Genomic DNA, 20,757 nt, shown 5'->3' with positions numbered 1-20,757 from the left:
CACCGAACCCGCTGCGGCTGCCGGGCATCTTCGTCTCGGCGCTGCGCGGCCGGGTCCCGTCCGGCGGCGCGTCCCGCGTCAGCCGCCGCCCTGCGCGACCTCCAGGTGGATCGGGCCGCGCAGGAGGGGGCTGCGGCGGTACGGCGGGGGGTCGGTGACCAACTGGGGCCGGTCGAGGCGGCGTACCAGTTCGGTCAGGGCGATCTGGGTCTCGCGGCGGGCCAGCGGGCTGCCGAAGCAGTTGTGGATGCCGCTGCCGAAGCCCAGGTGCTGGTTGTCCCGGCGGTCGGGGTCGAAGCGCTCCGGGTGGTAGAAGCGGCCCGGGTCGCGGCTGCCCGAGGCCAGCATGAGCATCACCTGGGCGCCCTTGGGGATGACGGTGTCGGCGACGGCGATGTCGCTGTAGGCCGCCCGCCAGGGAATGATGTGCACCGGCGGCTCGTAGCGCAGGAGTTCCTCGACGAGCGGCACGACCAGGTCGGGGTCCTCGCGCAGGCGGTGCAGCACGTCCGGGTGACGCAGCAGCGTCAGCATGCCGTTGGTGATGAGGTTGACCGTGGTCTCGTGGCCGGCGATCAGCAGGAGGTTGGCGGTGGCGACGATCTGCTCGTCGGTCATCCGTCCGTCCGGCCCGTCGTCGTTGGCCATCCGGGTCAGCAGGTCCTCGCCCGGCGTGCCGTGGCGTTGCTCCAGCAGTGCGGCGAGGTACTGGCGCAGGTCCTTGGTGGCCTGCTTGCCGTTCTCGAGTTTCTCCACCGGGTCGGTCTGTGGGTCGTAGCCGGCCGCGTCGATGATGTCGTTCACCCACAGGTGGAATCTCGGTTCGTCTTCGCGGGGCACACCGAGCAGGTGGCAGATCACGGCGACGGGGAACGGGTAGGCGAAGTCGTCGACGATGTCGACGACTTCCTTGTCCGCCAGGTCGTCGATCAGCCCGTCCACGGTGGCGGCCAGGTCGGGTTCGAGTGCGGTGACCAGGTCGGGGGTGTGCGGGGGGCCGAAGTGACGCATCGCCATGCGCCGCAGGCGGTCGTGCTCGGGCGGGTCGAGGTGGATGAACGAGGGACTGCGTTCCTCGAACGCGGGCATCGGCCGCGCCAGGTTGCGGATGTCGGAGCTGAGGTGCGGGTTGTGCAGCAGGCCGGCGATCTCGCGGTAGGTGCTGACGACGTAGCTGCCGTCCCGCTGCCGGGCCACCGGTGTCTCGCGCAGTTCGGCGTACAGCGGGTACGGGTCGGCCCGGGAGGAGTAGTCGAGGATCCGGCGCAGCGTGTCGGTCGTCGTCTCGGTCGTGGTCATCGCGCTGTCCCTCCTACCGGTGGTGCTGCTGCGCGGCCGTGACCCGCCGTTCGCCCGGGTCGTGTCCGGTGACGACCACGGTGGCGCCCTGGGCGAGCAGTTGGGGTCCGGGGAAGTCGACGGGGACCGGCTTCATGTCGAGGGGCTGGTCGGGCGTGGGGGCGGGCGGCGGGAAGGGCGCGGCCGTCTCGATCAGTCCGCGGTAGTGGTCGAGCCACTTGGCGTTGTCGAAACTGACCGCCGCGGTGACGCGGCCCCGGTAACCGTAGGCGGCGACGAAGCGGTGGTCGGCCACCGATCCCTGGGCGAGGACGACCTCGTCGGCGAAGGTCGGTACGCCGACGGACTTGATGTTGACGCCGAACTGGATCGACCAGAACACCGGCAGGGTCAGGTGGGGCCAGCGGTCGGCCTGGGGGCTGACCATGTTGTGCGCCGCGACCTCCGCCTGTTCGACGGCGTTGGCCCAGTGCTCCAGGGAGATGAGCCGGTACTCGTAGACCGGGTTCGGGCAGCGTGCCACGTCGCCGGCGACGAAGACGTCGTCGGTGATCAGGCCGTCGAGGGTGAGGGCGCGGCAGCCCGTGTCGCAGGCGATTCCCCAGACGCCGGCGGCCAGTCCGGAGCCCCGCAGCCATTCGGTGTTGCGGATGCCGCCGAGTGCCACGACGGCCACGTCGGCGTCGACGGTGCTGCCGTCGTCGAAGTGCGCGCGGCGGAAGTGCCCCTGGGCGTCGCCCTCCAGCCGGGTGACCTTGACGCCGCAGCGCAGGTCCACCCCGTGGGAGCGCTGCATGTCGGAGGCGACCTCGCCGATCATGGCGCCGAGCGCTCCGACCAGGGGGGCCGGGGCCAGTTCGGCGACGGTGACCTCGATGCCGCGTTCACGGCAGATGGACGCGATCTCGGAGCCGGTGAAGCCCGCCCCGATGACCAGGACGCGGGAGGGTCCGGCGGCGAGCGCCTGTTGCAGTCCCTCGGCGTGTTCGCGGGTGCGCAGGACGAACACGCCGTCCAGGGCCGCCTCGCTCTCGACGAACCAGGGCCGGGCCCGAACGCCGGTGGAGATCAGGACCCGGTCGAAGGGGATCTCGCGTCCGTCCGCCAGGTGCACATGGTTGGTGGCCAGGTCCAGGCCGTCCGCGGGCACGCCCAGCAGCCAGTCCGCGTCGACCGCGCGCCGGCGCGGCAGCGTGGTGCCGTCGGCCGGCACCCACCCGGTCAGGACCTGCTTGGACAGGGGTGGCCGGTCGTACGGCTCGCCCGTCTCGTCACCGATCATGGTGAGGGAACCGGTGAAACCCTCGTCGCGCAGCGTCTCCGCGGCCCGCAGGCCCGCCAGCGACGCACCGACGATCACGATGCGGCCCTCACGCTTGAAGGCGCGCAGGTTGTCGGCGCTGGTCATGGCGTCGACGCCGCCACTGGTACGTCCCCGCCCTCGAGCCGTCCCTCCAACTGGTCGACCAGGATGGCCTGGACCGGGCAGGCGGCCGCCGCGCGCAGCACCTGGTCGCGCTGGGCGTCGTCGGGCGTCGGGTCGTACATCAGCGCTTCTTCTCCGTGCATCCGGAACGCGTCCGGGGCGAGGAAGGCGCACTGCGCGTACCCCTGACAGCGAGAAAGATCAACGACAACTCTCATGCCGACCTCCACAGGCACCACAGGCCGTGGCACCCCGGATCCGGCATCGCTGCGGCACGCACGGCGCGGGACAAGCCTCGGTGAGAAGATTCGGCCGGCTGCCGCCCCGGAAGAGGAGGGGGGCCGCGCTCGTCGGGTCTCCGCAAGGGGAAGTGGTCGTCACGCAGCATGCGACCGGCGTCTGTGGAACCGCCCAGAGAACCTGACCTGATTGTCACAAAAGCGTATCCCGGGCACATATCACCTGCACTCCAGAAAAACCGGGAGGCAGACATGGGACAGGTACTGGGGGACGTGCTGGGCCTGGCGGCCGGCGTCGCCGTCAGTCCGCTGCCGATCGTCGCGATCATCATCTTTCTGGCGACGCCCCACGGACGCCGCAACGGCCTGGTGTTCGCCGCCGGTTGGGTGGTGGGCCTGTCGGCCCTGGGCGCGGTGATGCTGGCGATCGGCGGCGGGGGAGACGCCTTTGGCCACGGGCATCCGGCCGACTGGGTGGGCGCGCTCAAGCTCGCGCTGGGGCTCGCGTTGACGCTCTTCGGTGTACGGCTGTGGCGCCATCGGCCCACCGACGTCACGCAGGCGCAGCTGCCGAAATGGATGGCGGCGATCGACCGCTTCCCACCGGTGAAGATCTTCCTCCTCGCCCTGCTGCTGTCGGCAGGGAACCTGAAGAACGCCCCGCTGACCATCGCCGCGGCGGCCTCCATCAGCTCGTCGGGACTGCCGGTAGGGCAGCAGGTCGGCGCACTGGCGATCTTCGTCGTCATCGCGTCCGTCGGGCTGCTGGTTCCGCTGGTGGTCTTCCTGATCCTGAGCGAGCGGGCCGCGAGCATGCTGGGCAACTGGAAGGAGTGGGCCGCGCGGCACAACGTCGCGATCATGGCCGTCCTGTTCTTCGTGTTCGGGCTGAAGCTGCTCGGGGACGGCATCGACGTCCTCACGTCCTGAGGTCGCGACGCCCGCCCGGCGGCCGTTCCTCACCCGCTCGGCGACGTCCGGATGCCGTGACCCGGCGCCGTGGCGAGGATGGGACGGGCCCCGGGCGGTCCCCGCGGGCGCCCGAGCGCGAGGTGACTGGATCATGGCGAGACGCGGACGCGGGTACGGGGTGTGCCGGCCGGCCCGGGTGGGCGCCGCGGGGATGTGCCTGGGGGTGCTCGGGTTCCTGCTGCCGGGGTGCTCCGGTACGGACGCCGCCGCCGACAGCCCCGCCGCCTCCGCGTCCCTCGCCTCCACGCCGCCGAAGCAGCCCCCGCCCCAGTTGACGCGGGCGCAGGTGGGGGCGGCCGTGGACCGGCTGGACGGCCTGGTGCGGGAGGCGATGAAGCGCACCGGGGTGCCGGGGGTCGCCGTGGGCGTCGTCCACGAGGGCAGGGTGGTGTACGCGAAGGGCTTCGGCGTCCGCGAGGTGGGCCGGAGCGCGAAGGTCGACCCGGGGACGGTGTTCCAGCTGGCGTCGCTGTCCAAGCCGCTGGCGTCCACCGTCGTCGCCGGGGCGGTGGGGCGCAAGGTCGTCGGCTGGGACGACCGGATCGTCACCCATGATCCGGGCTTCGCGCTCAAGACCCCGTACGTGAGCGAGAACGTGACGGTCGCGGACCTGTTCGCGCACCGCAGCGGGCTGCCCGACCACGCGGGCGACCTGCTCCAGGACCTGGGCTACCAGCGCGACTACATCCTGCGGCACCTGCGCCTCGAGCCGCTGACGCCGTTCCGCGCGAGCTACGCCTACACCAACTACGGCCTCACGGCGGCGGGCGTGGCGGTGGCCGACGCGGCGAAGACCGACTGGTCGCGGCTGGTGGCGGACACGCTGTTCCAGCCCCTGGGGATGGACCACTCCAGCTACCGGCGCGCCGACTACGACAAGGCCGCCGACAAGGCGTCGCCCCATGTCGAGGCCGACGGCCGCTGGAAGCCCTCCACCACGGAGAACGCCGACAGCCAGGCCCCCGCGGGCGGGGCGAGTTCCAGCGTCGACGACCTGACGAAGTGGATGCGCCTGCAACTGGACAACGGCGCGTTCGGCGGGAAGCGGCTCGTCGATCCGACGGCGCTGGACCGGACCCGCGTCCCGCACTCCGTCGCCATGGAGCCGCTCGCCCCGGCGGGTGAGCCCGGCTTCTACGGGCTGGGCTGGAACGTCGGCTACGACCAGCGCGGCCGGCTGCGGCTGAACCACTCCGGCGCCTTCGACCTGGGCGCCGCCACCGCGGTCACCCTGCTGCCCGGCGAGCGGCTGGGCATCGTCGTGCTCACGAACGGCCAGCCCGTCGGCGTGCCCGAGGCGGTGGCCGCCGCGTTCTTCGACATCGCGCAGAACGGCAGGCAGACCGTCGACTGGCTGCCGTTCTACGAGAAGGTGGTGCGGGCGGCCGCCTACACGGGCGCCTCACCCACCGATTACGCGAAGCCGCCCGCCGGCGCCGCGCCGGCGAAGGCCGACGACGTCTACACGGGCACCTACGCGAACGCGTACTACGGTCCGCTCACCGTCACCCGCGACAGCGGCGGCGGGCTGAGCATGAAGCTGGGCCCGCGCGGGATGACGTTCCCCCTCACGCACTACTCGGGTGACACCTTCAGCTACCGCACCCGGGGCGAGAACGCCGTCGGCCTGTCCGGCGTCACGTTCCACGTCCGCTCGGACCGCGCCACGAGCGTCACCGTCGAACACCTCGACGCCAACGGCCTGGGCACGTTCCGCCGCTGAGCCGGACCCGCCGGGGAGTCGTTGTCACCCGTCGCCCGCGCCGCCTTTCAAGCCCGGGGATTCCGGGCACCCAGCAGGTGCGGGAACCCCCGCTCCCCCGGGGCCCCGTCGTGGCGATTGGCTCCGGTGCCGAAGAACGCCGCGTCGGCTCGGCATCTCGTGCGGTCGGCGCTGGACGGTGTCGCGCCGGACCTGGCGGCCACCCCCGAGCTGCTGACCGGCGAGCCTGCTGGTGAGCTTCCCCGCGCAGGGCGCGCCCGTCGCGCCGGCGCGGCCACGGCGCAGGCGTCCCTCGACGTCTTCTGCGACGAGCTGGCCATCAAGTTCGGCGCCGACGCCGCGGACGACATCGCCCTGCCCGCGCTGCGCCCCCGTTCCGGCCCGCACCCGTGAGCCGCCCCGGCCCGGACCCGCACCCGTGAGCGGGACGGGTCACGCCGTGGTGTGCCAGCCGGGCTCCAGGCTGTCGAGCAGTGTCCGGAAGGCCTGGTCCGCCCGGTCCCAGTGACCGTCCGCCAGCGGGGTGGCCAGGAGGCCGAAACCCGCGCCGACCAGCAGGGTGGCCTGGGTCCTGGCCCGGTCCCCGGTCATGCCGAGGTCGCGGAGGACGGAGGTGAGCAGGTCCGTCCAGGCGGTGACGATGTCCCGCATGACGGGCCCGTAGCGGCTGCGGTCCAGTACGCTCGCGCTCATGAGCTCCAGGTAGAGCGGGAGCGAGGCGCGGATGTCGGGGTCGTCGAACCGCCGCCACAGCTCCTCCAGGAAACGGCGCAGCGCCGCCGGGTCCCGCGGCGGTCCGACGGACTCCAGCAGTTCGCGGACGCGGATGAGGGGCCGGCGCTCGTAGCCCCCGAGCGCCTCGGCGACCATGCGTTCCTTGGTCCCGAAGTAGTACAGGAGCATGCGGTCGCTGGTGCCCAGGGCACGGGCCAGCGGGCGCAGGGACAGCCCCGCGAGGCCGTTGCGGAGCACGTACGCGCGGACCCCGTCGAGAAGGTCGCGCCGTTTGGCCGGGTCGGGCGGGCGGGGCATCAGGGCTCCCCAGGGAGTGGGCGGCCGGACCGCCGTACAGCAGTCCGTTTTCCCAGTTTTTGGCAGGGTCTTTACTGTAGCGCCCGCTACGCCTATATTCGTAGATGTAACGACTGCTACATGTACGAAGGATTGATTCCCATGGCCGTCCAGGCCATATGTGAGCCCCGCACCCTCCGCCTCCGCCGAGGGGACCGGTCCTCCCGTGCTGCCGCGCACACCTGGATCGCCCGGCAGTGGGCCCTGTGGTCCCGGATGCTCACCCCGTTGCGCCCGCTGGACGCCCCGCGGGGTCGGGCCACCGTCTGGGACGCCTCCTGGCCACTGCGGCGGGAGCCGACCTCCGTGCGGCAGGCGCGCCGCCTGGTGACCGGGCAGCTCGCCCACTGGGGCCTCGGTCACCTGGCCGACACCGCTGAGCTGCTGGTCAGCGAGACGGTCACGAACGCGCTGCGGCACACGCGCGGCCCGCTCCGGCTCAACCTGCGGCTGTGCGGCTCCCGCTTGCTGTGCGAGGTCGAGGACACCGAACCCGCCGGTCCGGTGCGCGGCGACGTCGACCTGGACGCGGAGGGCGGCCGGGGCACCGAACTGCTCGATCTGCTCACGGACGCCTGGGGCAGTCTCCGGACGGCCACGGGCAAGACCATCTGGTTCGAGCTGCGGGACGGGAGCGCCGGCCCGGGGGAGCCGGTGGGCTGAGCCCCTTCCCCGTCCGCGGCCGGCCCCGAGATCCGCGGGGCCCGGCCGGCCGAGGTCAGCGGACGACGTCGAAGACGTTCTTCTGCAGGCCGTTGGCGTAGACCTCGTGCTCGACCAGCTTCAGCTTCTGCGCGTCCTTGTCCGTGGTGCTGAACAGGCGCTTGCCCGCGCCGAGGAGCAGCGGGAAGACCAGCAGGTGGTAGCGGTCGACGAGGCCGGCGTCCGCCAGGCCGTGGTTCAGCTCGGCGCTGCCGTGGACGATGATCGGGCCGCCCTCGGTCTCCTTGAGGGCGGCGACCTCGTCGAGCGAGCGCAGGATCGTGGTGTCGCCCCAGTCCGTCACGAGGTCGTCCTCGGCGAGGGTGGTGGAGACGACGTACTTCGGCATCACCTTGTAGTCGGCGAAGTCCTCCATGGCCGGCCACACCGGGCTGAACGCCTCGTAGCTGACCCGGCCCATGAGCATCGCCGTGGCCTCCTTCTGCTCCCGGCCCTTCAGCTCGAAGGCCTCCGGCAGGAACGCGACGTCCTTGAACGTCCAGCCGGCGTTCCGGTAACCGCTCTCGCCGCCCGGAGCCTCCACGACGCCGTCGAGCGAGACGAAGGCGGTGCTGATCAGAGTGCGCATGAGGGTTTCTCCGTGTCTCGTCGTGGTCCGGGCTTGATCGCGTCGCCGTCGCACGCGTGGTGGGCGTGCCCTTGTGACGCCTCCAGCATCTAACCGACAAATAATTTTGTCAAGACGATTTGAGTTGTCGGAGAGGCGCGCCGGGCCGCGGCGCTCAGGCCGTGACCCTCGGCTGAGCCGGGCTGAGGTACCGCACGCTCGTGCGCTCGGCGTGCGGGGCGAGCAGGCCCTGGAGCTCGTCTGCCGCGACCTTCAGCAGGTCGCCGTTCCCCAGCCACCCCCACCAGGCCGGGGTCGTGGAGACCCTCAGCGTCACCAGCGGCCGGATGGTCCTGGTCGTCGACGGCACCGAGCACACCATCGAGGCCGGGCAGACCGCCACGTTCCACGGCGACACCGCGCACGTCTACCGGGGCGCGGGCGACGCGACCTGCCACGTGATCATGACCGTCCACCTGCCACCCGGACCCGTGCCGACGGCCGCGGCCTGACGGCCCGACGGGTCACGTCGGCTAGCCCGATGTATTGATCCACCAGCGTGTTCTCCCAGGACAGCACCGGCGTTCCCGTGAGCCCCGGTCAAGCTCGCACTCGGACTCGGGCAACACCCGAACACTCTGAGAACAAGGAGCACCACGTGAGTCCTGAGCGCATGAGAGCCCCGTGGCAGGGGCCGGCGGCACCCGGCGGGGCCGGCAGGGTCCGCAGGCTCGCCGCGATCGCCACGGCGGTGACCGTCGCGGTGGCGACCCCCGCGGTGGCGGTGGCCGCCGGCATGACCTCCCGGACCGGCGCGACGACCTACACCGCCGGCCCCCACCCCTGCGACGAGCACGGCAAGCCGCGCCACCGTGGGGGTGGCGACTGCGAGACCAAGCACCCCACGCCCACCGTCACGGTGACCGAGACGGTCACCCAGACGGCGACGGCGACGGCCACCGCGACGGCGTGCGGCACCGGTGTCGACTCGACTCAGCCCAACGGCATGGAGCAGTTCCTCGCCGCACTGGTCAACGGGACGCCGTTCGCCGGCCGGCGCCCCAACATCAACGCCACCCCGGACAACCCGAACATCGTCTCGGGCCCGGCCAACACCCCCGGCTGGACCGACCTGAGCACGATCACCGGCTACCCCACGGACTCCCCGGTCTGCGACGTCTCGGTCGACGCCAACGGCAGCGACGCCTTCTACAAGATCATCACGCAGGGCGGTTCGGTCTACACCCTGCACTGCGCGGCCAACGGCACCGCCCTGGTGTGTCCCGCCCCGGCCCAGGGCAACGTCCCGCAGTCCAGGTGGACCGCGGTCTCGCCCCAGCCCTGAGCCCCGGAATCCGTCCCGGGCGGCCGTGAACCGCGCCCTCCGAACGGCACCGAGCGGCCCCTGACCAGCTCAAGCGGGCAGGGGCCGCCGAACGCACACCCCGGCCGCCGGCCGCACCGCACGGCCGGTCGGCGGGCTCACCCGCCTGCCCCCCGCTGTTGCGGAGGTGAGCGGCCCCGCGTTGCAATCAAGTGTGAGGCACTTTGGCGGCGCCGAGTCTCCCGGCCGTCCCGCGCCCGGGACAGGGGTGGGCCGCAAGGGGCTCAAGAACAACGCCCTCGGCCTGTTCTCCTCGGTCGTGATCGGGATAGCGTCCACCGCGCCCGCCTACAGCCTCGCCGCGACCCTGGGACTCATCGTGACGGCGGTCGGCCTGCAGGCCCCGATCGTCACCATGCTGTCGTTCCTGCCGATGCTGCTGATCGCGTACGCCTTCCGGGAGCTCAACGCGAGCAACGCCGACTGCGGGACCACCTTCACCTGGGCCACCCGCGCCTTCGGGCCGCGCACCGGGTGGATGGGCGGCTGGGGCATCGTCGTCGCCAACGTCATCGTCATGGCGAGCCTCGCCGAGATCGCCGGCTCCTACGGCTTCCGGCTGGTCGGCCAGGACGCGCTCGCCGAGGACCGGCTGTGGACCACCGTGGCCGGCGTCATCTGGATCACCGTGATGACCGCGGTCTGCTACGTCGGCATCGAGTTCTCGGCCGCCGTCCAGCGCTGGCTGCTGTGCCTCGAGGTCGGCGTGCTCGTCCTCTTCGCCGTCTCCGCGCTGTTCCGGGTCTACAGCGACCCCCCGTCGGGGGCGATCCACGTCTCCGCCTCCTGGTTCAACCCCTTCGAGGTCTCCTCGCTGAAGGCCCTCACCTCGGGGCTGCTGGCGGGAGTCTTCATCTACTGGGGCTGGGACACCGCCGTCTCGATCAACGAGGAGACCGTCGACAGCACCCGCATCCCCGGGCGCGCCGCCGTCCTGTCCACCGTGCTGCTCCTGGTCCTGTACGCACTCGTGGCCACCTCGGCCCAGGCCTTCGCCGGGGTCGGCTCCTCGGGCATCGGGCTCGGCAACCCCGGCGACTCCGACGACGTCCTGTCCGGGCTGGGCGAGGCCGTCTTCGGCAACCAGGCCGCAGGGCTCGTGCTGACCCGACTGCTGATCCTGATGGTGCTGACCTCGGCGCTCGCGTCCACCCTGACCACCATCCTGCCGCTGGCCAGGACCGTGTTCTCGATGGCGGTCCACAAGGCCGTGCCCGCCCGGTTCGCCCGGGTCCACCGGAGGTTCCTCACCCCGACCTGGTCCACCGTCGGCATGGGAGCGGTGTCCGTCGCCTTCCTCGTCGTACTCACCTCCTTCAGCGGGAACGTGCTGGCCGACTCGATCGACTCCGTCGGTCTCGCCATCACCTTCCAGTACGGGCTGACCGGCTTCGCCTGCGTCTGGTACCACCGCATGGTCCTGCGCCGCAGCACCAAGGACCTCGTCTTCAAGGGCGTGCTGCCCGGGCTCGGCGGGCTGATCATGTTCTGCCTGTTCTGCTACGCCGCCTACGTCTACGCGGCACCCGGGTACGGCGCCACCAGCGTCGACCTGCCGCTGCTCGGAGCCATCGGCGGCGTCACCTTCATCGGCCTGGGCGCCCTGCTGATCGGCCTGCTGCTCATGCCGGTGGTCACCCGGGGTCACACCGTCGCCCTCAAGCTCCAGCGCAGCCTCCTGCCGCGCCGGCTGCCCGCGCACACCGCCGTCGACTCGGCGAGCCGCTACCTGCCCGCCGACAGCGGCTCCGGCGTGGGCGGCGACTGGTACGACGTCATCCCGCTGTCCGGCACCCGGGTCGGCCTGGTCGTCGGGGACGTGCTCGGCCACGGCCTGCGCGCCGCGGCCACCATGGGACGCCTGCGCACCGGCGTGCGCGTCCTGGCCCGGCTCGACCTGGCCCCGGACGAACTCCTCTCCCGCCTCGGCGACCTGGCCGAGCAGGCCGTGCACGACCGCGAAGTCGGCCGCGCCCATGGCCACCCCTGGTCACCCGCCGACGCGTCCATGGGGGTGACCTGCCTGTACGCCGTGTACGACCCCGTCTCCGGCGAGTGCAGCCTGGCCCGCGCCGGAGAGTCGGTGCTGGCGGTCGTCGAACCCCGCCGGGGCGAGGCCCACTTCCCCCGGCTGCCGCCCGGGCCGCCGCTGGGCGTCGCCGGCGTGCCCTACCGGAGCACCGAGTTCCGGCTCCCGCCGGGCAGCCTCCTCGCCCTCTTCACCGGCGGCCTGCTGCAGGCCACCGACGGCGGTGACGCCGGACTCGCCGAGCTGTCCCGCGTCCTCGCCGGGGACCACGACGGCCGGGAATCGCTCGACGAACTCTGCGACCGGGCGGTGACCACCCTGCTGCCCGGGCCGGTGGACGTGGACGCGACGCTGCTCCTGGTCCGCACCCGGATGCTCGACCGCAGCCGGTTCGCCCAGTGGGAACTGCCCCCCGACCCGGCCGCAGTGGCCACCATCCGGGCCGCCGTCGGCAAGCAACTGGGCGACTGGGGCCTGGACGAATTGGTGTTCACCACGGAACTCATCGTCAGCGAACTGGTCACCAACGCCATCCGGTACGCGGGCGGCCCCGTCCAGGTGCGCCTGATCCGCGACCGGACCCTGATCTGCGAGGTCTCCGACACCGGCCACACCGCGCCCAACCTGCGGCACGCCGCGACCGACGACGAGGGCGGCCGGGGCCTGTTCATCATCGCCCAGATGACCCACCACTGGGGCACCCGTTACACCCCTACCGGCAAGACGCTCTGGACCGAGCAGGACCTGTCCCCGCAGGCCGGCCCGTGACCCCGCCGCCCACCCCCGGAGGTACCGATGAGTGCAGAGTCCAGCGCCGCCGACACCCGTGACCGGCCCCGCCTCGCCGACCGGACGGTGGTGGTGATCGGCGCCAGCGCCGGCATCGGTCTGGAGACCGCCCGCCAGGCGCGCGCGGACGGCGCCCGCCTGGTCATGACCGGCCGCGACCCCGAGCGGCTGCGGCGGGCCGCGGCCGGGCTCGACCCCGTCGCCACCGCGGCGTTCGACGCCACCGACACCGACCGGCTCAAGGAGTTCTTCGACGGCCTGCCGGAACCGGTCGACCACGTCATGGTGACCGCCGGTGCCCCCAGTTACCGGCCGCTGGACGAACTCGACCTCGACGACGCCCGGCGGGACTTCGGCGACCGCCTCGCCCTGACGCTCGGGGTGGCCCTGCACAGCCGCGGCAAGGTCCGCGACGGCGGCACACTGCTGTTCATCGGCGGCACCGGAGGCAGGCGCCCCGCACCCGGCATGGCCGTCGTCTCCGCCATGACCGCGGCGCTGCCCGCCCTGGTCGCGAACCTGGCACTAGAACTGGCGCCGGTCCGGGTGAACCTCATCGCCGCCGGCTTCGTCGACACCCCCCTGTCCGCCGCGCTCCTCGGCGACCGCCTCGAGGCCCGGCGCGAGGAACTGCGCGCGAGCCTCCCCATCCGGCGGGTCGTGGGACCGGCCGACGTCGCGGCCCTGGCCGTCCACCTGATGTGCAACGGGGCGCTCACGGGCGCGACCTACGACATCGACGGCGGCCAGCAACTCCTCTCCCACTGACCCCGGAGTCCCCCTGACCCCGGAGTCCCACTGACCCCCGAGTCCTACGGACCCCCGAGCGGACCATCGGCCACCATCGAGTCCCGTGGTGGTCGTGACGCCCCCGGGCGGCCCAGGCGGCCGTGGAGCGTGCCCCCGTGCGGTCCAGGGCCAGGCGGGTCACTTCCGGCCAGTCGACCGGGGGACCGCCGGCGGGGTGGCCGGGGCGGTCGCGGGGGACGCGGACGCGCAGCGCGCCCGGGGCGATGCGGCAGACGACGGGCGCGGGGAGGGTCACGTGCTCGCCGTCGATGCCGGCGGCCAGCGTGCCGTCGCCGCCGCCCGCCACGACGACCTCCCTGGCGGTCAGCCGGGTGAGACCGCGGGAGCGGTCTCCGCGCACCAGCCGCGCCGCCTGCGCCGTGTCGTCCACCCGTACGCACACCACGCCGAGCAGCCCCGACGCCAGGCTCCGCCGCCGGCCGGGCCGGCCCGCGTCGACGGCGCGCAGATACGGGTTGTTGCTGACGAGCAGCGCCTGCAGCCCGCCCAGGTGGTGGTCGCCGGCCCGTACCTCCAGGCGGGGCGCCCGCGGGCCCGTGAGGAGGACGGGCAGCGACCGGAACGCGGTCTGCAGCTTGTGACCCCGGTACTCGGGCTCGGCGACCACGGCAGCGTACGTGCCGAACGAGGCGTTGTTGACGAACGCCCGGCCGGCCGCGTACCCGAGGTCCACCCGGAACTCCACGCCGTCGGACAGGGCCTGGAGCGCGGTGGACGGGTCCCGGCGGTCCAGGCCGAGGTCCAGGGCGAAGTGGTTGCGGGTGCCCGCGGGGATCGCCAGGAAGGGCAGACCGTGGCGCGCGGCCACCTCGGCGACCAGGGCCTGGGTGCCGTCGCCCCCGGCCACGCCCAGCAGGTCCGCCCCCTCGGCGACCGCGCGCCGGGCCAGGGCGGCCACGTCCTGGTGGGCCCCGGGTTCGAGCAGGACCACCTCGGCGCCCGCCGCCCGGGCCCGCTCCGCCAGGCCGAAGCGGTCCACCTTGCCGCCCCCGGAGAGCGGGTTCATCACGATCCACGGGTGGCGGGGCGCGGGAGCCGGACGCCGCCACTGCCCGGTGACGTCGTCGTCCTCGGGGACCAGCGCGGCGTGCCCCGCGGCATGGGCGACCAGCCACAGGACGAAGGCCGCCACGGCCGGCCACAGCAAGCCGTACGAGGAGTAGAGGCCGAGGACGGTGAGCGGAGCGGCCACGGACAGCAGCGCGCCGAGCAGTCGCAGCGGCCCGGTGTGGGCGAGCGTCCACCACACGCCGACCGCCGTCAGCGCCACGCCCGCCACCGCGAGCAGAAGCCAGAGCGCACTGCGCAGCCCCGCGGCGACGAGCGGCACCACGGCACTGCCCACCAGGGCCGCCAGTGCCAGACGCGCCCACCAGGGACGGCCTTCGGGGGTCATCCTGCGCCTCGCCTCGTCTCGCCGCTGCGGCCCGGTGCCCCGCTCGCCCCGGGCGGCGGGGTGTCGGGTCCCAGCGTCCGCCCGGTGCCGGCCGCCCACCTCACCCGGCGAGGGTGAACCCGCGTCGGTGCGGCCCGTTCAGTCCCCTTCGTCGGGCGGTTCTCCTGGGCGGTGGCGGGACACCTGGCGGCGCACCTTGCGCCAGCGGGAGACGGTCTGCTCGACGACGCTGTCCCACTGCCGGCGGACCTCGTCGTCGGGCGTGCGCTGCCCTTGGGCGATCCGCGAGAGCTCGTCCGCGACCTCGCGCCCCAGCACGGCCGACCCGACGACGACGAGCATGGCGCCGAAGAGCGCCGAGATCAGCGCGAAGACGGCCCCGACCACCCCGTAGCGCTCGGCGGAGGTGTTGAACAGGTGCGGCAGGTAGAGGGCGGTGCACCAGGAGTAGACGGCCGTCGCCACGGCCGCCGTGACGCCGAAGGGGACCAGGTCCTGCCAGCCGACCCTCCGGGCGGAGAGCAGGTAACCGCTCCAGATCAGGAAAACGGCGGACAGCGGCATCTCGCAGATCGTGGCCACGAGCCCCCGCCTGGTCTCGCCGAACGCGGCGTACAGCCAGCCGGTGGCCAGCGCGAACACACCTCCGGACAGCAGCCACCACAGCCCGTTGCGCGTGTTGCGCACGCTGAGCGGCTTGAGCTCCCAGGTCTGTTCGAACAGGCGCTGCAGGGCGCGGGTGAAGCTCAGCGCCGAGACGACGAGGAACAGCACGCCGAACACGCCCACGCCGGCGCTGCTCTCGGCGGGCGAGAAGAGGGACTTCACCGCGTCGGCACCGGCTCCGCTGAGGCCGTACCGGGAGATGATCCGGTCCGCGGCGTCCGATTTGGTGAGGCTGGACAGCACGGTGCCGCCGATGATCGCGACCGGCACCAGGGCGGTCAGCGAACTGGAGGCCAGGGCCATCGAGCGGTCGAACCCCGCGATCCGCTGGAAGCGGGCGAAGCACCCCAGCGCGAAGGCGGGACGCAGCCAGAACGTGAGCGTTCTGGTCAGGCGCCGGCGACTTGTCTCCGCCGTCCTGCCCTCCTCGGGACGCACGATCAGGGCGGTATGCCCGGAAGGTGACTTTAGCCGCCCCGAGTGCCGGTTCGCCGCCGCCGACACGGCAAAGGCCCGCCGGAGACTCCGGCGGGCCCTGCTGTCGCGCTGACGTGCGGTCAGGCGGCGGTGGCGTACTTGGGGTTGGCCCCGTACTCGTTCGGCTCCGCCTTGCCCTCGCTGGCGAGGAAGACGATCAGGATGATCGCGCCCACGAGCGGGACGAGGGAGATGAAGATCCACCAGCCGGAGCGGCCGGTGTCGTGCAGACGCCGGACGGCGACACCGAGGCCCGGAAGCAGGACGGCCAGGGTGTAGATGAGGCTGAGGATGTTCGAGCCGATCGCGCGATCGACGACCGTCAGCACGATGCTGATGATCAGGTTGAACAGGAAGAACATCCAGTATTCCTGTCGGCGCGCGCGCCCGCTGAAGACCGCGTACTTCTTCAGGACGTCCACGTACCAGTGCATTCTCGTCCCCCCAGGGATGGTGATGTGCGTGACCCCCATCGAATCAGTCGCCATGACCGAAAGCCATCGCTCTGGCGTGCACAGCTCAAGGCGTTACCTTGCTGCGGCCGTTCGGTGACAGAAACCGTCCAGCCAGTCGAAGACACGCTGCTCGAACAGGGCGCGGCCCATGGGTTCGCAGTGCCGGTGCGCCCCCTCGGCCTCGGTGAACCGGACCAGCCGCTTCGGCCCCGGGAGCAAGTCGTACAACTCCCGTGAGGCGCCCGGCCAGAAATGCTCGCCGTCCGGGTCGGTGATCAGCAGCGGGGTCGTGATCCGGCCGACGACGGGCGCCAGGTCGTACCGGCTCACCTCGGCCAGCAGTTCGGACGGTACGTCGATGCCGTACGGCTTGGCCCGCCAGCGCCATGTCGCGGCGAGCGCCGGGTCCTCGGCGAAGGCGCCCTCCAGCACGCGGTCGAAGGTCTCCCGCTCGCCGGACTCCCACAGCCCGCGCAGCTCGGGCCCGAGGTTGTGCCACCAGCTGTCGGCCACCCGCACCACCCCCGGGTCGGCGACCGCGGCGGCGATCCGGTGCTCGAAGGCCAGGGCACGCGGCACCCAGTAGCCGGCCTGGCTGACGCCGGCCAGGACGATCCGCGCGGGATCGACGTCGGGACGGGCGAGCAGGAAGTCCACGACCGGGGTGACGACCTTCTCCCAGTCGGGCCGGAAGGTCACCCCGTGCTCGAACAGCGTCGACTGCTGGCCCGGGCCGTCGAACAGCAGGACGCGGTAGCCACGGGCCACGGCCGGCGCCCCGAGCATGGTCCAGGCGGTGCTGACCGGGCCGTCGCTGCCGTTGTTGACGATCAGTGTCGGCGACCGGCCCGACGCACCGGAGGCACCGGGCGGGCTGATCAGGTAGCCGGGCAGCGTCATGTCCTCGTAGGGGATCGCCACCGGCTCGGCGGGCGGCCGCAGGGAACCGAGGAAGCGGTCGAAACAGGCCCGGTGCTCCGGGAACACCTCGGCCAGCCGCTTGTCCGGGTCCGCGACCGCGTCCACGCCGACGAGCGCGGTGCCGAGATAGCCGGCGGCACGCAGCCAGGCGTCCCGGGCGCTCACCGCGTGCCCGCGCGCCGCACAGCGGTCGGCCTCCTCCCGCACCCTGCGGCCCAGCGCGGCCCAGGCGTCGAACCACTCCTGCCCGCCGGCGTCCGCGACGGCGGCAGCCGTCGCCAGCACCTCGCCCACGTCGGCGCCCTGCCGCCAGGCCGAGCCGAGGGCGACCACGATCTCGTAGTCGAACTGGACGTTGTCGCTGAAACGGTGGGTCATGGCGGCTCCCGGACAGCCCGTGTCGGCACCCCCGCACGTCGCGACCGCCAGATCCCACGCTAGGACCGCGCCGCGCCGGCCGCACAACGAGCGGCGTGCGCCGGGCGCCGGCCGACGGCACGATGAGAGGAGCGGGGGGTGGCGGCACCCGACGGGAGGAACCCCCATGGCGCAGCAGACGGAGACGAAGGCACCGCCCCGCAAGCCCGTCGGCACGGGCAGCGTGTTCTTCTCGTTCGCCCCCTGGATCATCTTCGGTGTCGTCGCCAGCCCCAGTACCTGGGAGTACGCGGCGCTCGCCGCGCTGATCGCGGCGATCGTCCTGTCCGGCAAGGACATCCTGCGCGGGCGGATCTACCTCCTGGACGCGGTCGGCATCGTCTTCTTCGCCGTCATCACCGTCCTCGCCCTCGCCCTGGACCGCTCGGAACTCGTGTGGCTGGAGACCTACGCCCAGGTCATCTCCAACGCGGTGGTGGCCGCCGTCGCGCTGGGCTCGCTGCTCAAGGACCCCTTCACCGCTCAGTACGCCCGCGCGCAGACGCCCCGCGAGGTGTGGGACTCGCCCGTCTTCCTGCACATCAACCGGGTGCTGACCGCGGCCTGGGGCGTGGTCTTCGTCCTGATGGCCCTCTCGACGTACCTGGCCATCCGCGTCCCGTCCATGGACGACTGGCTCAACTGGGTCATCCCGGTCGTCCTGCTGGTCGCCGTCATCAAGTTCACGGAGCGCTACCCGGAGGCGTACAAGGCGCGCGTCACCGAGGGCGTCCAGGCGTAGGCGCATCCGTACGGCCGCCGCCGGCGTCTGACCCGGTATGGACCTCGACAAGCCGCCCGCCCCGCCACGACGGCCCGAAGCACGACAGCCCGAAGGGTGCCTCACCGTGGCGATCCGCCTTCCCGTGCGGATCGTCGTCCTCGTCCTGGTGCTCCCGGTGCGGATGGCCTGGGACGCGCTCGTCGTGTGCGGACGCCTCCTGCGGGACACGGTGCTGCGGCCGGTGGGCCGCGCGCTGCTGTGGGCCGGGTGGGCGCTGCTGGTGTGGCCCTGGGTGACGCTGTGGCGCCACGTCCTCGTGCCCGTCGGGAAGGCGCTCGGAGTGCTCGGCCACGTCCTCCTGGTCGTGCCGCTGCGCTGGCTCTACGCGCGCGTGCTGACCCCCGTGGGCCACGCCCTCGCCCGCGTGGCGCGAGCGGCCGGGGCGGGACTCGCTCGGCTGTACGCGCGCGTGCTCGCCCCGGTGGGCCGAGCGGTCGTCAGGTCGCTGGAGTTCGTCGGCCGTCTGCTCGCCGCGGCCGGGGCCGGCGTGTGGGCCGGCGCGGCCTGGCTGGCGCGTCACCTCGTCGTCGTCCCCGCGCGCGTGCTGTACGCCTGGGTCCTCGCACCGGCCGGACGGGCGCTGGCCCGGCTCGCCGCGGCCGTCGTCACCGGGGTCGGCGCCGTCCTGTACTGGACCGCCCGCGTTCTGTTCGTCCTGCCCGCCCTCGCCCTGTGGCGCTGGGTCCTCGCACCCGCGGGGCGCGTCCTCGCCGTCGTCGCGCGGGAGGTGGGGGAGGCCCTCGGGCACGCCTGGCGGGTGGCCGGACGGATCTCGCGCGCCGCCGGACGGGTCCTGGCGACCCTCTTCCGGTGGATCTTCCGGATCCTCACCGAGCCCCTGCGCTGGGCGTACCGCACGCTCCTCACCCCCGTCGGGCACGTCGTACGGGACCTCGTCCTGCGGCCGGCCGCCCGGGCCGCGCGCGCGGTGGGCCGCACCGCCCGGCAGGCGCTGGACGGCGCCCGCGAGACCCTGCGGCAGGCACGCGCCGACTTCCGGCGCGTGCTCCTGGGCGAGCCCCGGCCACGGACCGCGGTGGACCGGCGGGAACCCACGGGCCGCGAGACACGTACTCTTGGTAGCAGTACGACCGCTCTCACGAAGGACTAGGACACTGGGCAAGCGACAGCCCGAAGGCCCGCCGCCCGCACCCGCGGTGCAGCGCATCCGACTGCGCTACACCAAGCGCGGCCGCCTCCGGTTCACCAGCCACCGAGACTTCCAGCGCGCCTTCGAGCGTGCGCTGCGCCGCGCCGAGGTGCCCATGGCGTACTCGGCGGGGTTCACGCCGCATCCGAAGGTGTCGTACGCCAATGCCGCACCCACCGGCACGGGCAGTGAGGCGGAGTACCTGGAGATCGCGCTGACCGCGCCGCGCGACCCCGAGCCGCTGCGCGTCCTCCTCGACGAGTCGCTGCCCACCGGGCTCGACATCGTCGACGCGGTCGAGGCACGGACCTCGGGCCTCGCCGACCGGCTCACGGCCTCCGTGTGGGAGCTGCGGCTGGACGGCGTCGACCCGGCCGACGCCGAGCGCGCGGTCGAGGCCTTCATCAAGGCCGACACCGTCGAGGTGCAGCGGATGACCAAGAACGGCGTCCGCACCTTCGACGCCCGCCCGGCCGTGGCCGGCCTGGAAACGCACAGTTCGCAGGCTGATAGGCCGACCGACCAGCCCTGTGCGATACTGCGGCTGGTTGTTCGGCACGTGACGCCTGCCGTACGACCCGACGACGTCCTGTCCGGTCTCCGCGCCGTGGCCGACCTGGCGCCGCCGGTCCCCGCAGCGGTGACCAGGCTGGCGCAGGGGCTGTTCGATGAAGAGACCGGCACGGTGACCGACCCGCTCGCGCCCGACCGCGAGGCAGCCGAGGCCCTGACGGCCGCACCGGCTACCGCCGCGACGGCGCCGACGCCGGAAGGTTCCGCGTAGGGACGGACGTCGTAGCGCCGCCCTCGTACTCGGGAGCCACCTGGGTCGGGCAGCGCACCGACCAGAAGACTTTCGCCAGGCCGTACCGACAAGGCGTACGGAACCGGCGAGACAGGACACAGAGTGCTCCCGTGCGGCGCCCGCGCCCCGGACGGCGGCCATCGCGCATCGCGCGGGCCGCGGACGTCAACGGCGGACGGTCCATCGAGACCGCCGCCGGACCAGGCGCGGCGCCCGGGAGCCTGACGGGAGAAATGCCCGCATGCTCGAACCGACCGAACCCAACGAGGGTTCCGAACTGAACACGCCGAGCGACACCCTGCCCCCGCGCAGGCGTCGCCGTGCCGCCTCCCGCCCGGCGGGCCCGCCCTCCGGGGCCGAGGCGCCCACCGAGGTGACCGAGCCGGCCATACCGGCAGCGGAGGCCGACGAGATCACCGAGGCCGAGGAGAAGGCCCGGGCCGAGGAGAAGGCCAAGGCCGAGAGCGGGGCCGTGGAGGAGCCCGCGCCCGCCGCCCGTACCCGCCGCCGGGCCACCCGTCGTGTCTCCGCGCCGGCCGGTCCCGCGTCGGCCGAGGCCGAGGGCGCCGAGACGGTCGTGCCCGCCACGACGGCCGCCGCCGAGCCCGAGGCGGCCGTGGCGAGCGCCGGTGCCGCCGAGGTCGCCGAAGAGGTCCCGGCCCGTCCCACCCGCC

20 protein-coding genes and 2 pseudogenes are annotated in these 20,757 nt (G+C 73.0%); 12 read left to right on the top strand and 10 right to left on the bottom strand.

What is annotated here, in order from left to right; translation table 11 throughout:
* Positions 1-78 precede the first annotated feature (78 nt).
* Genes PV343_RS35030 through PV343_RS35020 form a run of 3 tightly spaced genes read right to left on the bottom strand, consistent with a single transcriptional unit; the run spans position 79 to position 2,943 of the window.
* Complete coding sequence (locus PV343_RS35030; protein ID WP_319151072.1) at positions 79-1,299, bottom strand: cytochrome P450; 1,221 nt, start codon at positions 1,297-1,299, stop codon at positions 79-81.
* A 13-nt stretch (positions 1,300-1,312) separates the two neighbouring features.
* Entirely contained in the window at positions 1,313-2,707 is a 1,395-nt protein-coding gene (locus tag PV343_RS35025) for an NAD(P)/FAD-dependent oxidoreductase (protein ID WP_319151071.1), read from the bottom strand.
* Positions 2,704-2,943 carry a ferredoxin gene (locus tag PV343_RS35020; protein WP_319151070.1) on the bottom strand — a complete coding sequence of 80 codons (240 nt, stop codon included), beginning with the start codon at positions 2,941-2,943 and terminating at the stop codon, positions 2,704-2,706. Before PV343_RS35020 ends, PV343_RS35025 begins: the two co-directional genes overlap by 4 nt.
* Before the next feature lie 273 nt (positions 2,944-3,216).
* Between PV343_RS35020 and PV343_RS35015 the strand changes: the two genes are divergently transcribed.
* The 3 genes from PV343_RS35015 (at position 3,217) to PV343_RS35005 (ending at position 6,052) form a co-directional block, all read left to right on the top strand.
* Positions 3,217-3,894 (top strand): GAP family protein, encoded by a 678-nt coding sequence (locus PV343_RS35015; RefSeq protein ID WP_319151069.1) that lies wholly within the window; start codon positions 3,217-3,219, stop codon positions 3,892-3,894.
* 133 nt (positions 3,895-4,027) lie between these two features.
* Complete coding sequence (locus tag PV343_RS35010; protein WP_319151068.1) at positions 4,028-5,659, top strand: serine hydrolase; 1,632 nt, start codon at positions 4,028-4,030, stop codon at positions 5,657-5,659.
* A gap of 126 nt (positions 5,660-5,785) precedes the next feature.
* Entirely contained in the window at positions 5,786-6,052 is a 267-nt protein-coding gene (locus PV343_RS35005; protein WP_319151067.1) for a hypothetical protein, read from the top strand.
* A 39-nt stretch (positions 6,053-6,091) separates the two neighbouring features.
* Here the strand turns inward: PV343_RS35005 and PV343_RS35000 are convergent, their stop codons facing one another.
* Positions 6,092-6,691 carry a TetR/AcrR family transcriptional regulator gene (locus PV343_RS35000; protein ID WP_319151066.1) on the bottom strand — a complete coding sequence of 200 codons (600 nt, stop codon included), beginning with the start codon at positions 6,689-6,691 and terminating at the stop codon, positions 6,092-6,094.
* 141 nt (positions 6,692-6,832) lie between these two features.
* Here PV343_RS35000 and PV343_RS34995 point away from each other — a divergent pair, with 141 nt between their 5' ends.
* Positions 6,833-7,393, top strand: coding sequence for an ATP-binding protein (locus tag PV343_RS34995; RefSeq protein ID WP_319151065.1), 561 nt, complete (start codon positions 6,833-6,835; stop codon positions 7,391-7,393).
* Positions 7,394-7,448: 55 nt separating this feature from the next.
* Here PV343_RS34995 and PV343_RS34990 read toward each other — a convergent pair whose 3' ends face one another.
* Together PV343_RS34990 and PV343_RS34985 are read right to left on the bottom strand one after the other, a co-directional pair.
* Positions 7,449-8,021 (bottom strand): dihydrofolate reductase family protein, encoded by a 573-nt coding sequence (locus PV343_RS34990; RefSeq protein ID WP_319151064.1) that lies wholly within the window; start codon positions 8,019-8,021, stop codon positions 7,449-7,451.
* A gap of 154 nt (positions 8,022-8,175) precedes the next feature.
* Complete coding sequence (locus tag PV343_RS34985) at positions 8,176-8,337, bottom strand: hypothetical protein (protein ID WP_319151103.1); 162 nt, start codon at positions 8,335-8,337, stop codon at positions 8,176-8,178.
* Here PV343_RS34985 and PV343_RS34980 point away from each other — a divergent pair.
* From PV343_RS34980 to PV343_RS34965, 4 genes and pseudogenes are all read left to right on the top strand, one after another.
* Positions 8,288-8,512: pseudogene (locus tag PV343_RS34980) on the top strand (cupin domain-containing protein); the annotation flags it as partial. The gene PV343_RS34985 and the pseudogene PV343_RS34980 sit on opposite strands and share 50 nt — an antisense overlap.
* Before the next feature lie 146 nt (positions 8,513-8,658).
* Entirely contained in the window at positions 8,659-9,345 is a 687-nt protein-coding gene (locus PV343_RS34975) for a hypothetical protein (protein WP_319151063.1), read from the top strand.
* 247 nt (positions 9,346-9,592) lie between these two features.
* Positions 9,593-12,181, top strand: a complete 2,589-nt coding sequence (locus PV343_RS34970) for an amino acid permease (protein WP_319151062.1) — start codon at positions 9,593-9,595, stop codon at positions 12,179-12,181.
* 27 nt (positions 12,182-12,208) lie between these two features.
* Positions 12,209-12,970, top strand: coding sequence for an SDR family oxidoreductase (locus PV343_RS34965; protein ID WP_319151061.1), 762 nt, complete (start codon positions 12,209-12,211; stop codon positions 12,968-12,970).
* Here the strand turns inward: PV343_RS34965 and PV343_RS34960 are convergent.
* From PV343_RS34960 to PV343_RS34945, 4 genes are all read right to left on the bottom strand, one after another.
* Complete coding sequence (locus PV343_RS34960; protein WP_319151060.1) at positions 12,918-14,408, bottom strand: diacylglycerol/lipid kinase family protein; 1,491 nt, start codon at positions 14,406-14,408, stop codon at positions 12,918-12,920. The two genes, PV343_RS34965 and PV343_RS34960, sit on opposite strands and share 53 nt — an antisense overlap.
* A gap of 138 nt (positions 14,409-14,546) precedes the next feature.
* On the bottom strand, positions 14,547-15,512 hold the full coding sequence (locus PV343_RS34955; protein ID WP_319151059.1) for a YhjD/YihY/BrkB family envelope integrity protein: 966 nt from the start codon (positions 15,510-15,512) through the stop codon (positions 14,547-14,549).
* Between the two features lie 119 nt (positions 15,513-15,631).
* Positions 15,632-15,985 (bottom strand): DUF805 domain-containing protein, encoded by a 354-nt coding sequence (locus PV343_RS34950; RefSeq protein ID WP_319151057.1) that lies wholly within the window; start codon positions 15,983-15,985, stop codon positions 15,632-15,634.
* Between the two features lie 93 nt (positions 15,986-16,078).
* Positions 16,079-17,305: a dipeptidyl aminopeptidase gene (locus PV343_RS34945; protein WP_319151056.1), complete on the bottom strand. Its 1,227-nt coding sequence runs from the start codon at positions 17,303-17,305 to the stop codon at positions 16,079-16,081.
* A 166-nt stretch (positions 17,306-17,471) separates the two neighbouring features.
* On the opposite strand from PV343_RS34945, the gene PV343_RS34940 reads away from it, so the two are divergent.
* The 4 genes and pseudogenes from PV343_RS34940 to PV343_RS34925 form a co-directional block, all read left to right on the top strand.
* On the top strand, positions 17,472-18,086 hold the full coding sequence (locus tag PV343_RS34940) for a hypothetical protein (protein WP_319151055.1): 615 nt from the start codon (positions 17,472-17,474) through the stop codon (positions 18,084-18,086).
* A 37-nt stretch (positions 18,087-18,123) separates the two neighbouring features.
* Positions 18,124-19,239: a hypothetical protein gene (locus PV343_RS34935; protein WP_319151054.1), complete on the top strand. Its 1,116-nt coding sequence runs from the start codon at positions 18,124-18,126 to the stop codon at positions 19,237-19,239.
* A 46-nt stretch (positions 19,240-19,285) separates the two neighbouring features.
* Positions 19,286-20,062 carry a TIGR03936 family radical SAM-associated protein gene (locus tag PV343_RS34930; protein ID WP_319151053.1) on the top strand — a complete coding sequence of 259 codons (777 nt, stop codon included), beginning with the start codon at positions 19,286-19,288 and terminating at the stop codon, positions 20,060-20,062.
* Positions 20,063-20,324: 262 nt separating this feature from the next.
* Positions 20,325-20,757, top strand: a pseudogene (locus PV343_RS34925) (ribonuclease E/G); the annotation flags it as partial.

Source organism: Streptomyces sp. WI03-4A (assembly GCF_033792105.1).
Classification (GTDB): Bacteria; Actinomycetota; Actinomycetes; order Streptomycetales; family Streptomycetaceae; genus Streptomyces; species Streptomyces collinus_A.
The sequence above is the reverse complement of the archived record's forward strand: the minus strand, read 5'-3'. Positions and strand labels throughout refer to the sequence as shown.